This window comes from Yoonia sp. R2331, from assembly GCF_041103235.1.
Lineage (GTDB): Bacteria > Pseudomonadota > Alphaproteobacteria > Rhodobacterales > Rhodobacteraceae > CANMYO01.
In genome coordinates, this window is the sequence record NZ_JBGCUN010000001.1 from 186,489 (window position 1) to 199,736 (window position 13,248).

The window sequence follows — 13,248 nt, forward strand, 5'->3', positions numbered from 1 at the left end:
TATGTCTGCCAATGCCCGGGGCGCTCTTTTTGCGTTGCTTGCTTTTGCGATCTTTGCCACGCATGACGTGCTGATCAAGTTTCTGGGTGGAATCTATTCGCCAATCCAGATCGTGTTCTACAGCGTGCTGCTGAGCTTTCCGTTGGCGACGCTGACCCTGATGCGCGACGCCAAGCCGGGCACATTGTTGCCGGTACACCCGTGGTGGATGGCGCTGCGCACGGTGGCAGCCGTGATCACTGGCCTGTCGGCGTTCTATGCCTTTAGTGTGCTGCCGCTGGCGCAGACCTATGCGATCCTGTTTGCGGCCCCCTTGCTGATCACCGTTCTTGCGATTCCCGTGCTGGGCGAAACCGTGCGGTTGCGCCGGTGGATGGCGGTTCTGGTCGGCTTGGCAGGGGTGATGATCGTGTTGCAACCCGGTGCAACCGATCTGACGCTGGGCCATCTGGCGGCGATGGCAGCGGCGGTGGGTGGATCCGTGGCCTCGATCATTGTGCGCAAGATCGGTGCGGATGAGCGGCCCGTGGTGCTGATGCTGTACCCGATGGTGGCCAACTTTGTGCTGATGGGGATTGCAGTTGGCTTTGTGTATGTGCCGATGCCGTTTACGCATCTGGCGATGTTGGCGGTGATCGCGGTGCTGGCCTTTGTCGCCGGGCGGCTGGTCATCTCGGCCTATAAGGCGGGCGAGGCGGCGATTGTGGCCCCGATGCAATACAGTCAGATCATTTGGGCCGCGCTTTTTGGCTTTTTCATCTTTGGCGAAGCGGTGGAGACCCCAACCATCATTGGCGCGGCGGTGATCATCGCCAGCGGTCTTTACATCGTGTTGCGCGAAAGCCGGCCCGAGGCTTCGCAGAACGCGCCGGTGCTGCGGACCCGCAGCCGGTTTGAGACCGGCACATTTCTGCGCACCCCACGCATGGGTATCCCTAAGCGCACGCCGGCCCCGCGCGCAGCACCCGCCACAACAGCACCATCGGCAACCGCCAAGCCGCATATGCGCGGCCTGCCGGGGCGTGTCCCGCCGGTGGCTGAGGCGCGCCGGGATGATGCCGAATAGGCTTGTCAAAATACGCGCCTCCGGCTAGGACGCCGCCACGGTCGGGCTGTAGCGCAGCCTGGTAGCGCACCTGCTTCGGGAGCAGGGGGTCGGAGGTTCGAATCCTCTCAGCCCGACCAGATCGCCGACGCGAAAAGCTTGGCTGACTTACCCCCAAAGGATGGTGATTGATCTGGATTGCGAGTGGCTTTTGATCCGGGTGCTGTGAGGGCGCGTGAAAGCCCGACGGACTGGGTGCTACAAATACGTGAGCCACGTGGAGGGGCAATTTCTTTCAAAGAAATTGGCTTCAAATCCTTTGAAAGGATTTGGCACCAGACTTTCGTGAAAGTCTGTTTTGTCCCAGATCGCGCGCGTCGTTGGGGATGATTTCAGAGATCGGGTCGGTTTGAAGCGCAGGCGCGTTGCCCGCACATCGGGCGCCACGCAGGGGTGCGAAGGTCAGGAATTCCTAACCCTCGCGCAGGCTTGCGGTGGCCTGTCAAACGGCGTTACCCTTGGGTCATTATGAACGGTGGCTCCCCCGTTTTCCTGAGCCGGATGAATTTCGAGGATCGTCATGTTGCAACTTGTCAATCTGACCCAGATGGCCAGCGAGCGCGCCTTGCTGACAGGGGTAGATGGGCAGCATGTGCTGGTGGTGGTGATCAAGGCGACATTTGATCTGGCGCAGGGTGCGGCGCCTGTGATGTCAGCTGTGCAGGAACCGGTGGTCAAGACACCGCTTTATCTGGGCGATGACCCCAAGGCCACGCTGCTGCGCGATCTGGAATTGACGCTAGATCATCCCGGCACGGACGTGGTGGTCAACGGTTCGGCCCATGCGCCCGGTGGCAAGATGGTCAGCGAAGTTTTGGCCGGTGTCACCGTCGGGCCTGTCTCGGACCGCGTGCGGGTGACAGGGCCGCGGGTCTGGGTGCGCGGGCTGACCGGTGTGGTGCCGGATGCGCCCGAACCCTTCACCCGGATGCCGATCATTTATGAGAACGCCTGGGGCGGCGGGCAAGAGACCGCCAAAGGCCCTATTTGGGACGAACGCAACCCTGCGGGCAGTGGCTTTGCCGCGGATCCTGCGCAATTGCTGGGGCAACCTGCCCCGACGGTCGAGGATCCCGATGACCCGGTCGGCCGTGCCACGGCACGGACCGTCACACCGGTGGCGGGGTTCGCGGCCCAACCGGTCACATGGTTCCCGCGGCGCGGCATGGGTGGCACCTATGACGAACACTGGCAAAACACCCGGATGCCGTTTTGGCCTGATGACGTGCAGCCCGGATTTTTCCGTGTCGCTACCCCGGCGTTGCAATCCCCCAAGACGCTGCGCGGGCACGAGCCGGTCAGCCTGCGCAATTTGACCCCCGACGGCGAAATGGCATTTCGCATTCCGCGCGTGATCCCCACTGTGCGCACGATGGTGGCCGGACGTTGGGTACAGCAAGAGGTGAACATGCGCCGGATCATCATTGAGCCTGACCTTGGCAAGCTGGTGCTGATGTGGCGCGCGGTCTATCCCTGTGGTGCCGATGGGCGCAAGATCACGCGCATTTCGGTTGATCAAAAGCGCATCGTGCGCGCTGACGCACAGGCCGCCGCATGAGCGGCGCGGTCTATCTGGCGGGCGCGGGCGCTGTTGCCTCTGTCGGGATTGGATTGCCTGCGGTGTCGGCGGCGGTGCGGGCAAGGATCAACCAGTTTCGCAAAAGCCCGCGCTATCCAAGCACGACCACAGGTCAGCCGCTGACGCTGGCGCGCCTGCCCGGTGCAGAGACCGTACCCGGAGAGGTCGCGCGCCTGCGCCAGATGGCCCTGATGGCCGCAGCCGATTGTGTCGCCACGCTGCGGGTCACGGCACCCGTGCCGGTGTTCCTGTCGCTGCCCGCGGAACGCCCCGGCTGGGGCGAGGCCGAGATTGCCCGTCTGGCCGCAGAGGTGATCACTAACTTGCCGTGCCCGGCGGATGCTGACCGCAGCCGGATGGTGGCAACAGGCCATCATGGCGGGCTGGCACTGATGGGCGAGGCAGCCGCATTGATCGCCGCCGGAGAGGCAGAGATGTGCCTTGTCGGCGGTTTGGAAAGTCAGGGGCAGGCGACGCTGGACTGGCTGGACCGGCAGGGGCGGCTGAAGGGCGACGAGGCCCCGATGGGCCTGATCCCCGGCGAGGGCGCGGGGTTCGTGATGCTGACATCAGCGGCCCATATTGCGGACTTGTCGCAAGCGGTGCTGCTGCAAGCCGCCGCCCAGGCCGAAGAACCAAGCCCGTGGTATGATGGCGCGCCCAATACTGGCGATGGGCTGAGCACGGTTCTCAAGGCCTTGCTGGACCCTGAGGGGCATCAGGCTGATGTGACCTATTGCGACCAGAACGGCGAGGTCTGGCGCAGCGACGAATGGTCGACTGCGTATCTGCGGACCGGGGCCAAACACGGCCACCCGTTGGACCTGCAACATCCGGCGGATTGCTGGGGCGATGTGGGGGCGGCCTCTGGCCCCTTGCTGGCAGCCCTTGCGTGGCGCGATCTGACCCATGCCGCACCCGGCGGCCCGCAATCGGCGCTGGTCTATTGCGCCTCTGACACCAACCCGCACCGCAGCGCTGTCCTGCTGGCAGCGCAGCAACAGGCCTGAAAGGGAAGACCATGATCCCCACCGTTGTCGTCAACAAGCTGACGGTCGTGCACAAGAAAAGCGATGGCATCGCGATCTGTGGCCCGCCTGATGTGTGCAAGACGCCGTCCCCCGGCGGGCCGGTGCCAATCCCCTATCCCAACATCGCCTTGTCGAAGCATCTGGCAAAAGGCACCAAGACGGTGAAGGCCGATGGTGTGCCGATCGCGTTGAAGACGTCGGAGTTTTCGACCAGCACAGGTGACGAGGGCGGCACGGCAGGCGGCGGCGTCGTATCAGGCAAGATCAAGGGCAAGGCCAAGTTCATCAACTACAGCTTTGACGTGATGGCCGAGGGCAAGAATGTCGCCCGGCTGAGCGATCCGATGACGATGAACGGCAATTCGCCCAACACCACCAACCCGGCCGAGTTGCAGGGCAACATGACCGGGCTGGGCGATATCGAGGATATCCTGTGCCGGATATTCTGCTGGTGTGATGCGGGCAATGATGGCGATGATTTTGTCGAATTCTATCCCGAAGGGTCGATCTGATGGGGCGTGATGCGCGATGACGACAGATAAGGAAAAGTGTTTCGAGGATGCCGCCGACGCCTTTCAGAACGCGACGGGCCAGGACCTTGGGTTGGAGCATCAGCAGCCGTGGCGGCTGCTGCAGGACGGCACATGGGAGCGTGGCAGTTCCTGGTGGTCCACGGTGAATTCCTATCTGTCGGGCAATGCCGCGCAAATCCGCAGGCCGGATTTGACGATCAATGGCGATACCGTGGTGGACCTGAAGTTCACCCGCAATGATGGAACGGTGGACGATTGGTCGCGCAGGCCGGGGCAAGGCAATGGCGAATTGCAGCGCGATGATTACAACGACATCAACCGCCAGCATAACCCCGACTTTGACAACGACGACCCCAAGCTGGACCCCGAGACCTGCCAGTGCGATGCGCGCGGGGCCAATCCGGTGGGCGTCGAAGTGCCCGCACTTGACCCCTTTGGGATGCCGCAAACCGGCGGCATTGGCATCCCGCGCGGGGCACCGGGGACGTCGGGTGCGCCTGTACGGGTACCCGGTGGTAGCGGCATCCCAATTCGCATTCCATCGTCAAAGCGTTACAAAACCGATATTGCCGAGGCTGATCTGCGGGCGGAGCGATTGTTGGAGCTGGATGTAAAATCCTTCAACTGGGCGCATGACGGCGCACCAGAGGTCGGGTTGATCGCCGAAGAGGTGCAGGCACAGGTGCCAGAGCTTTACTACAAGGACGGGTCGTTCAGCGGCATCAAGGCGGCACAATTGCCGTTCTACCTGTTGGAGCTGATCAAGACCCAGCAGGCCCAGATTGCAGCACTGACCGATCAGGTTGCGGCCTTGCAGAAAGACCAAGATGACAACAACTGAGGCCCTGACAGTTACGGCGGACGACGGGACCACGCTGCTGGCACCCTGCATGTCCTGCACGCTGTATTTTGACCATGCCGATCCCGCCTTGCTGCGCGATATGGCGGATCAGGCGATGGCAGCACTGGACGGGCAACTGACGCATTTTGTGACCGGCACAATGCGTGGGTTTGCCAAGCGCGGGGCAAAATCGGATGCGGCCTTTGCCGCCTTGTTCGAACGCCCCCGCGTGGGCGCGCGGCAATGGCTGGAAATGCGTGGCACCGGCGATGGGGTCAGTGCGGCAGAGCTGTTTGTGCATTACAAGCCGCTGCCGCCACTGCCAACGACAGAGGCCGGCATCGCTGAGGCGGTCGAGGCGAATTACAAGAAGTACGAGGTGCAGAACGCGATCTTCATGCCGATGGTGTCCTCCATCTCGGTGTCCTTCCCGCTGGATCATCCGCTGGCCGCGCCCGAGGCGTTGTTGGCTTGGGTGCAGGGGCTGGCCTGCGTGCAGCAATCGGCGTTTGTTAGTGGTCATGCGGGCTATGGCATCAAGGCGCATACCGAAGTTTCATCGCGTCCTTTGCGTCAGACGATGGACAGCGGGTTGGCGGCGATGCTGGCCCGGCATCCGGGGCTGGACTATGAGGTGTTTGGCAGTGTGGCAACGCAATTGCTGAAGTATTGGCCGGACCATCCGTGGTTCCTGCCGCGCTTCAAGCGGGCGCAATGGCTGACGCTGGTGCGCAACCAGATGCTTGAGGAATTGTGCGGCGGGCAGGAGAGCGTGCAGGCCGCGCTGTCAGGTGCGGATGGCGTGATCGGCCACGATCTGAGCGATGGGATGATCTTGCAAGCCGGTGCTGCACCGCAGATCGGGGATGTGACCACAGGTGATTATATCGCCCCTTACCGCGCGGTGGCCGCTGCCCTTGCGCCCGCGCGCCTGCCAAAATTCAAGAGCAACAATCGCTATTTCAATCAGGATGTGGCGGATGCCTGGCTGGCGGCGTTCGAGACCGATTATGATTGAGTTTCCGACCCCATCCGACACGTTTCGCTTTGCGATGGACCCGGCATCGGCCGGTCAGTTTCAGGTGATCGCGATGGGGCCGGGTGTGGCATTGTTCGAGGCGAACGTGGTGGATGAACCCGCTGATCCACATGCAGTCACCCCTGATCCCGTGGTGTTTTGGGCGCGGTGCGTGACGGCGGGCTTTTTCGTGGCAGCCGATCCAGAGTTGCCTGTCAGCTGCGCCGTGCAGGAGGCGCAATTCAACGAAGCCAAGATGCGCCAGACCTGGACGATTGCGGCCCAGAACCTGCATCCCGGCGCGATCAAGCTGCTCGCGCATGTGTTGATTGCACGCGGTGTGACCCATTTGGCGTTTCTGCAATTGCCAGAGGCGATTGCAGCCCCGGTGATCCCGGCCGATTTGCCCTATCCACCGTTGCCCAAAGGGCTGCGGTTCGGGGTGGATTACAAGCGCCCGCAAAAGCTGGGACAGGACCGCAGTGTCGAGATCGCCTTTACAGCGCCGCCCGATGATACGGTGCTGGCCGGGACCTATGAGATGCTGACGCTTTGGGGGCAGTTGGCCCTGCTGGGGGCCTATCCGCGAAGGGGGCAAAGTGCGCGGGCCGCGGGCCTTGTGCCAGAGGTGGCGGGCTTGGTAGAGCCGACGCTTGTGGTGCAGCCAATCGACATTGCCTTTGCCTGTGACGAGGCTGCCTTTGCCCCGATCATCACCTATTTTCACAGCGGCGCGGGGCGCGCGGCCCCGCTGCAACATATCAAGATCCGATAGGAGGTCTGACATGCGCGACGACGTAACAGAGATCGAAAAGCACACCGGTGCGGTTCACGGGGTTGTGGTGGCGCAGGTGATTGGCGTGGCGCAGGGCGCGGTGCGCATCCGCTGGGCCGGACAGACGATCCGCGCGGCAAGGCTGCTGGTGGCCGCTGATACCTTGGCGGCGGGCGACAAGGTTGCAGTGATGTGCGAGGGCGGGGATGCGGCAAAGCCGATCATTCTGGGCCGGATGCAGGATCAGGGTGAACCGGCCCCGGTGGTGGAACAGCCACCCGAGGATGCGGCGTTGGTGGTGACCAAGGGCAGTGATCAGACGGTGATTTCGCATCCCCGCAAGCTGCGACTGACCTGTGGCAAAGCGGCGATCACCCTGACGGCGGATGGCCGGATCGAATTGAACGGTGAATACCTTCTGAGCACCGCCAAGGGCACCAACCGGATCGCCGGGGCGTCGGTCAAGATCAACTGACATGAACGCCAAGGTCATCGTTCCGGTCATCGTACAGCATGCGGCAGAGGTGCCGATCCTGCTGCGGATGCGGCGCGACATGCAGCGCAGCACTGAGGCGGATCTGGATGATCTGGCGGCTCTCGATGCGCAGATCAGCGCCAATCTGGAAGGGCTGATGCTGGCCGGGTCCGTGGGCTGGGATCACGCGCTGGAACGGTTCGAGGATGACCCCGACGCCGACACCGTGGCAGCATTGGCCTATTTGGCGAATGTGGGCGACCGGCGCGCGCGGGTGCCGGTGCTGATGGCCGCATTGGCCGAAGATGCGGACCTGATGCGCGGTGCCGCACTGGGCCTTTGCTGGCACGGGCGCGCGGCGGTGCATGATCTGGCGCTGCGGTTGTTGGGCGGGCCGTCGCCGCAGCATCAGGCGCTGGGGCTGGCCTGTTGTCTGTTGATCGGCGTCTACCCGGCAGAGGCGATTGCCACAGGGTTGGACGGGCCGCCGGCTGTGCGGGTCTGGGCACTGCGGCTGGCCGGGTGGGGCAATGTGAGTGCTGTCGCCGGACAAATTGCGCAGGCGCGCGACGACGATGATGCGGATTGCGCGCTTGCGCGCGCGGTGGCGGCTGCGATGATGGTGGCCCCGGTGGATTACCTTGCGCGGTTGAAACACGCCGCCGCCGCGATGGATGCAGGTGGCGCGCTGGCGCGGATGGTGCTGGGCGTGGCGATTTCGGATCAGGACCTTGCGGATTGGGTCGCCAGTGAAGAGGGGCCAGCCAGCCCGGACCAAAAGATTGAGGTGGCAGGATACGCGGGGCATCCGGCGCGCATTGGGTGGCTGCTGGATTGCGCGGGCCACGACAGCTTTGCCGAGATTGCAGAAGCCAGCATCGCGCGGATTACAGGCGTGGACCTGAGCGCACGTTTTGAGGATGACCTACCGCCGGTTGCCGCGGACCCCTTTGCGACGGATGCGCCGCCGCCTTTGCGCAGCAAGGCGCAGAAGGTCGCGGAGTGGTGGGACAAGGCGGAGCGAGAGCTGGCGAACGGGCCCTATCTGAATGGGCAGGCGGTGGCGACAATCGACTGGGCAGAGGCGCAGAAGGCTGCCGCATTGGGGGACCGCCCGTTGATCGCCTTGCGCGCGCGGATCACGTTTGGTGTGGTGCCCGGCTTTCAGTGCGAGGCGCCTGCGTTTGTTCAACGCGTCTAGCCGCCAACCAAAGCACGTTCGCAATCGGCCACGGGATCGCCGGTGTAGGCCAGATCAAAGGGGTTAAATGCCCCATCCTGCCAGAACGCCGTTTCGCGGTACGACCAGCCCCAAGGTTCGGCGAAAGCCGCATCGGTTCCCGCGTTGCGGATGACCACGATGCCAAAGTGAAATGGTTTTGCCATTTCGCTGTTAAGGAACGTGTCGCGCAGATCGGCAAAAGGCGACAGAAACGCCGTGCCTTCGGGCAAAAGCACCGCCACAGGCACGTCGCCCTGGATGTAGTGGCCGTCAAAGAAGCAGGTCAAATCGCTGCCCGCGATCCCGGCGGCCTGTGCAATGATGCTGTTGCGATAGGGCGTTTTGCCGAACACGAAAAGCGCCACAATTGCGCCGACGATCAGGGCCAGAAGCACACGTTTCATGGCTAACCCCCTAACATACGGCGCAGCATGTTGGCCTGATCTATGGGTGACATATTGTCAAAGCGGTTCATCTCGTCCTGGAACTGTTGCAGCGTCGAAGGACGTGCAGGCGCGGCTGTGGCGCCTTGGGACATGCGCACGGGGTGGTTCCAGTGGGTGTGGTTTTGCAGGATGGTCAGGATATCGGTGCGGGTCACGTCGCGCCCGTTGGGATTGCCGCCCATCGCCTGCGCCAGACGCCATCCGGCTTTCATCGGTTCCTGATCAAACTGGCTGTCACCTTCGGCGTGATCGATCCATTGCATCGCGTTTGACCCCCAGAGCATGCCGTCTTCGCTGTAGCCTGCCATGCGCATGATGAAACCGTAGTGAATGTTGCTCCAGAAATCGTAGAAATAGTATTCGGTCGCATTGCCCAGCCGGTTCAATTCGCCCCAATGCGGGCCAATCTTGGGTTTGTGATCCCAGGGTCCATAGGTAGTCAAAAAGCTGCGAAAGGCATCACCGGTGGCCCAGGGCCATTGCAGCCAGCGCAGAAAGGCCGCGTCGTCCCGCATATCCAGATGTCGCATGACAAAGCCGCTGGTGCGGTTGGTGTTCATCTCGTCCACGATATATTGGATCACCGAATTGGCGATCTTGAGGTCATAGACGATCAGTTCATCCTCTGGGTCGACACCGGCGTAAAGTGTCATGCCCGCGCCTGAGGCGGGGCCGCGATAGGTTTCGTGCCTGCGTTCCAGTTTCACCCGCCCCACGGCCACATCGCTGCCATGAGCAAAGGCGGCGGTCGCATAGGGTTCGGCCCAGACGTAGAAATGATAGGTGCCGGTGTTGAATTCAGCCTCTGTGATCCGGTGCCAGCAATTGTTGGCGCGGGGGTTGCGGATCGTGACCGCGTGTTCGGCATCAACGGTGTATTGGTCCCCATCAGTGTTGCGGTCGGAGTGTTCGCCGGGAGCTTCGTCAAAGTAGGTTTTCAGGATCATGTCCGTGTCATGGGACACCGGGTGGGTCCCATGCGCGCGTAGTTTGACAACGATCCAATGCATTTGGTTTTTCCAGCTTGACTGACGGATAGGCGCGCGAGGGCGGTCAGTTCATGTTGACCTTGGAGCCTTTCAAGATGATGTCACCACCCGCCTTGACGGTCATCTTGCTGCCCGCCTCATTGTTGATGTTGCTGGAGGCCTTGAATTGGATGTCCTTGCCAATCAGTTGGATCGTGCCGTCCTTTTTCATGATCAGGCGGCTGGCACCGACGGTGATTGTCAGCTCATCGCCCACGTCAATTGACTTGGTTTTGCCGACACTTTCGGTGGAGCGTTCGCCAACCGTCACACCCATGGTCTTGCCGGATGTCACCTCAATCGACTTGCCGACTGTGGTGCTGGAGGAGACGCCAATCATCGTGGTCGAGGCAAGGCCGATGGTTTCGGATCGGACCTTTTCGATCAGAACCTGCAAGTTGCCCTCGCCGGGGTTCAGCGCGCCGGGGATGCCAAGTTCTTTGGCGATATTGCCAATGCCACCCGCGATACCAGTCACCGCGCCGCTGACCACCTGACCTATGCCAGAGGGGCCGACGGTCAGGCTCATGTTGCCGCCGATTGATTCGACGTGGTTGTTATGGACCTCGATGGATTTGTTGTGGCCCACGGATTGCACCCAGTTGTTGTCGATCCGTTCGGAATGGTTGTTGAGGGTCTTTTCGTTGCGGTCCTTCTGTGCGTGGACATAGATCTCTTCCGCGCCATTCTTGTCTTCGAACCGCAACTCGTTAAAGCCGGTGCCCTGGTGCGTGTCGGTCTTGAAGGTGCTGCGTGTCTTGTTGTCAGGCAGCGGGTAGGGGACGTCATTCTTGCCGTTGTAGACGCAGCCGGTGACAAGCGGTTTATCAGGGTCGCCTTCAAGGAATTCGACGAGTACTTCCATCCCGATGCGCGGGATGACCATGCCACCCCAGCCGTTGCCAGCCCAGTTCTGGCTGACCCGGCAGCGCATGGAGTAACGCTTTTCCAGATCCCAGTGAAAGTGTACGAGGATGCGGCCATATTCGTCGCAATCAATTTCGCCTTCGCCAACGACAGTCGCCGTTTGCGGGCCCTGTACGCGGGCCAGCGGGGTCTTTTTCTCGGGGCGCAGGGGGGTGGTGCTGGGCATCAGGAGGTGACGCCCTTCGTAGCTGGGGCCGCCATCGTCGCCAGCCGAATTGTAGTCGCCCGCGCGGTAGCTGTGTTGCGCAGACAGGCACAGCGCCTCGCCCACGCCGGGGACGGTCAGCCCTGTGACCTTGACGGTCTGGCCCGCCCGCAGCGACGCACAATCGCCGACGCCACGGTGGCGCGGGTCCTGGCCGCGTTCCTGATCAATGCGCAGACGGGCCACGCCCTTGCCCTGCGGTTGATCGAGGTAGAGACCGGGGTAGTCATAGCTTTCGAGTTGGCCTTCGGTATAGGCGGCATCGCCTGCACGCTCTGCCTCCATCGCGGCGGTGGGGGTTTTAAAGTTGTAGTCGGTCAGCCGGATCGCACCGGTGGTCAACCTGCGGACTGGGCGCATTTCCCAAAAGTGTTCCTCTTCGGCGCGGTGATGATCTTCGACCCCCAGAAACGGGCGGGCCTTGCCGGGGGTTTCGTCATGCGCGCTGAGCGTGTCGGTCAGCACCAGCTTGTGCGTGCCCTCGCTGTGGGTGAAGTGGTAGTTGATGCCAAAGCGTTCCATCAGGCGCATCACGAAGGCCATATCGCTTTCGCCATATTGAACGGTGTATTCCAGCACCGGATAGCTGTCGGACAGCTTGAATTCATGGTCTTTGCCGTAGGGGCCGAATACCTCTTCGATGATGTCGACAACGGTCATGTTGTGATAAATTTGCTGCTTGCGCCGCAGGCTGAGCAACCACAGCCACGGGCGCAGGGTCAGTTCATAGCGCCAGCCGTTTGTGCCGGGCCCCAACAGTTGCGTTTCGGAGACTACGCCGTCAAACGGCACCTCTGGCAGGTCAAAACTTGTCAGATGCACGGTCGCATGGGTACCGATCAATGCGTCGAAATCGACGGCATCGGTATCTGCCAAAGCCTCGACCCGATAGCAGAACAGGCTGTTGACGTGTTCCTGCCCGTCGAACTGCAGCAGGTTCAGCTTGTCCTTGCCAATTGCCGTGGACAGGCGGCCCATACGGGCATCTTGCTTGAATGGCGCGTTCATGGCTCAAATCCGGTTGTGTCGAAAAATACAATCACAGGCTAACATGGATTGAACTTTTGGCAATCAGGGGTTCCCGGTCTTGACAGGCCTGTCAGGCCCGTCAGGCCAGATTCTGCCTGTCAGAGCTTTTGCAGACGTTTGAACAGGGATGAGGTGTCCCAGCGTCCGCCGCCCATTTTCTGGACGTCCTTGTAGAACTGATCCACCAGCGCGGTCACCGGTAGGCTGGCACCGTTTTCATCTGCGGTATCAAGGCAGATGCCCAGATCCTTGCGCATCCAGTCAACGGCAAAGCCGTGGTCAAAGTGGTCATCGAGCATGGTTTCAAACCGGTTCGCCATCTGCCAGCTGCCAGCAGCACCCTGGCTGATGACTTCGACCACCGCGCGGCCATCAAGGCCCGCCTTATCCGCAAAGTGCAGCGCCTCTGACAGGCCCTGAACAAGCCCGGCGATGGCGATCTGGTTGCACATCTTGGTCATCTGGCCCGCGCCGCTGTCGCCGATGCGGCGGCACAGCTTGGCGTAGGTGTTCATCACCGGTTCGGCCTGATCGTAGTGCGCCTGATCGCCGCCGCACATGATCGACAGTTGCGCGTTCTCGGCCCCTGCCTGACCGCCCGAAATCGGCGCATCCACAAAGCCAAGGCCCGCGTCTTTGGCTGTGGCATAAAGCTCTGCCGTGACTTTGGCGGAGACGGTGGTGTGGTCCACAAAAAGCGCGCCGGCCGACATTGCGCCAAAGGCCCCGTCGGGGCCGGTACAGACGGCGCGCAGGTCGTCGTCGTTGCCAACGCAGGCGAACACGATCTCTGCCCCGGCAGCGGCAGCGGCAGGCGTGTCGCCAGATGCGCCGCCATGTTCCGCCACCCAGGCCGCGGCCTTGGCACTCGTGCGGTTGTAGACGGTGACGTCATGCCCGGCGGCGGCCAGATGTCCGGCCATGGGGTAGCCCATGACACCAAGGCCAAGGAATGCGAGTTTTGCCATTTATGTGGTCCTTACCTGACGAATGCGCGCCGTCGGCGCGCCGTTGCTGCAAAGTCTATCGCGGGG

At 62.1% G+C, this 13,248-nt stretch carries 13 protein-coding genes and 1 tRNA gene; 10 read left to right on the plus strand and 4 right to left on the minus strand.

The features are described 5' to 3' along the window. The first annotated feature begins 1 nt into the window (after nt 1). The 10 genes from AB3Y40_RS00970 to AB3Y40_RS01015 all read left to right on the plus strand — a co-directional run bounded on the left by AB3Y40_RS00970 (nt 2) and on the right by AB3Y40_RS01015 (nt 8,558). Entirely contained in the window at nt 2-1,066 is a 1,065-nt protein-coding gene (locus tag AB3Y40_RS00970; protein WP_369436938.1) for a DMT family transporter, read from the plus strand. A 42-nt stretch (nt 1,067-1,108) separates the two neighbouring features. Next, nucleotides 1,109-1,185 (plus strand) — tRNA-Pro (locus AB3Y40_RS00975). A gap of 440 nt (nt 1,186-1,625) precedes the next feature. Next, the gene (locus tag AB3Y40_RS00980) at nt 1,626-2,663 is read left to right on the plus strand and encodes a DUF2169 family type VI secretion system accessory protein (protein WP_369436939.1); all 1,038 of its coding nucleotides are present in this window, start codon (nt 1,626-1,628) and stop codon (nt 2,661-2,663) included. Then, nucleotides 2,660-3,694 carry a hypothetical protein gene (locus tag AB3Y40_RS00985; protein WP_369436940.1) on the plus strand — a complete coding sequence of 345 codons (1,035 nt, stop codon included), beginning with the start codon at nt 2,660-2,662 and terminating at the stop codon, nt 3,692-3,694. Before AB3Y40_RS00980 ends, AB3Y40_RS00985 begins: the two co-directional genes overlap by 4 nt. Nucleotides 3,695-3,705: 11 nt before the next feature. Further along, complete coding sequence (locus AB3Y40_RS00990; protein WP_369436941.1) at nt 3,706-4,227, plus strand: DUF4150 domain-containing protein; 522 nt, start codon at nt 3,706-3,708, stop codon at nt 4,225-4,227. A gap of 16 nt (nt 4,228-4,243) precedes the next feature. Beyond that, nucleotides 4,244-5,089: a tail fiber domain-containing protein gene (locus AB3Y40_RS00995; RefSeq protein ID WP_369436942.1), complete on the plus strand. Its 846-nt coding sequence runs from the start codon at nt 4,244-4,246 to the stop codon at nt 5,087-5,089. Beyond that, complete coding sequence (locus AB3Y40_RS01000; RefSeq protein WP_369436943.1) at nt 5,076-6,107, plus strand: type VI immunity family protein; 1,032 nt, start codon at nt 5,076-5,078, stop codon at nt 6,105-6,107. The genes AB3Y40_RS00995 and AB3Y40_RS01000 overlap by 14 nt, the downstream gene beginning before the upstream one ends. Further along, nucleotides 6,100-6,882 carry a hypothetical protein gene (locus AB3Y40_RS01005; RefSeq protein ID WP_369436944.1) on the plus strand — a complete coding sequence of 261 codons (783 nt, stop codon included), beginning with the start codon at nt 6,100-6,102 and terminating at the stop codon, nt 6,880-6,882. Before AB3Y40_RS01000 ends, AB3Y40_RS01005 begins: the two co-directional genes overlap by 8 nt. Before the next feature lie 10 nt (nt 6,883-6,892). After that, on the plus strand, nt 6,893-7,357 hold the full coding sequence (locus AB3Y40_RS01010; protein ID WP_369436945.1) for a DUF6484 domain-containing protein: 465 nt from the start codon (nt 6,893-6,895) through the stop codon (nt 7,355-7,357). Nucleotide 7,358: 1 nt separating this feature from the next. Beyond that, on the plus strand, nt 7,359-8,558 hold the full coding sequence (locus AB3Y40_RS01015; RefSeq protein WP_369436946.1) for a hypothetical protein: 1,200 nt from the start codon (nt 7,359-7,361) through the stop codon (nt 8,556-8,558). On the opposite strand, the gene AB3Y40_RS01020 is transcribed toward AB3Y40_RS01015, so the two are convergent. From AB3Y40_RS01020 to AB3Y40_RS01035, 4 genes are all read right to left on the minus strand, one after another. Next, nucleotides 8,555-8,983 (minus strand): hypothetical protein, encoded by a 429-nt coding sequence (locus AB3Y40_RS01020; protein WP_369436947.1) that lies wholly within the window; start codon nt 8,981-8,983, stop codon nt 8,555-8,557. The genes AB3Y40_RS01015 and AB3Y40_RS01020 overlap by 4 nt on opposite strands. Nucleotides 8,984-8,985: 2 nt before the next feature. After that, nucleotides 8,986-10,035 (minus strand): polymorphic toxin type 44 domain-containing protein, encoded by a 1,050-nt coding sequence (locus AB3Y40_RS01025; RefSeq protein WP_369436948.1) that lies wholly within the window; start codon nt 10,033-10,035, stop codon nt 8,986-8,988. A 43-nt stretch (nt 10,036-10,078) separates the two neighbouring features. Further along, on the minus strand, nt 10,079-12,193 hold the full coding sequence (locus tag AB3Y40_RS01030) for a type VI secretion system Vgr family protein (protein ID WP_369436949.1): 2,115 nt from the start codon (nt 12,191-12,193) through the stop codon (nt 10,079-10,081). A gap of 119 nt (nt 12,194-12,312) precedes the next feature. Then, nucleotides 12,313-13,182, minus strand: a complete 870-nt coding sequence (locus tag AB3Y40_RS01035; RefSeq protein WP_369436950.1) for an NAD(P)-dependent oxidoreductase — start codon at nt 13,180-13,182, stop codon at nt 12,313-12,315. Nucleotides 13,183-13,248 lie beyond the last annotated feature (66 nt).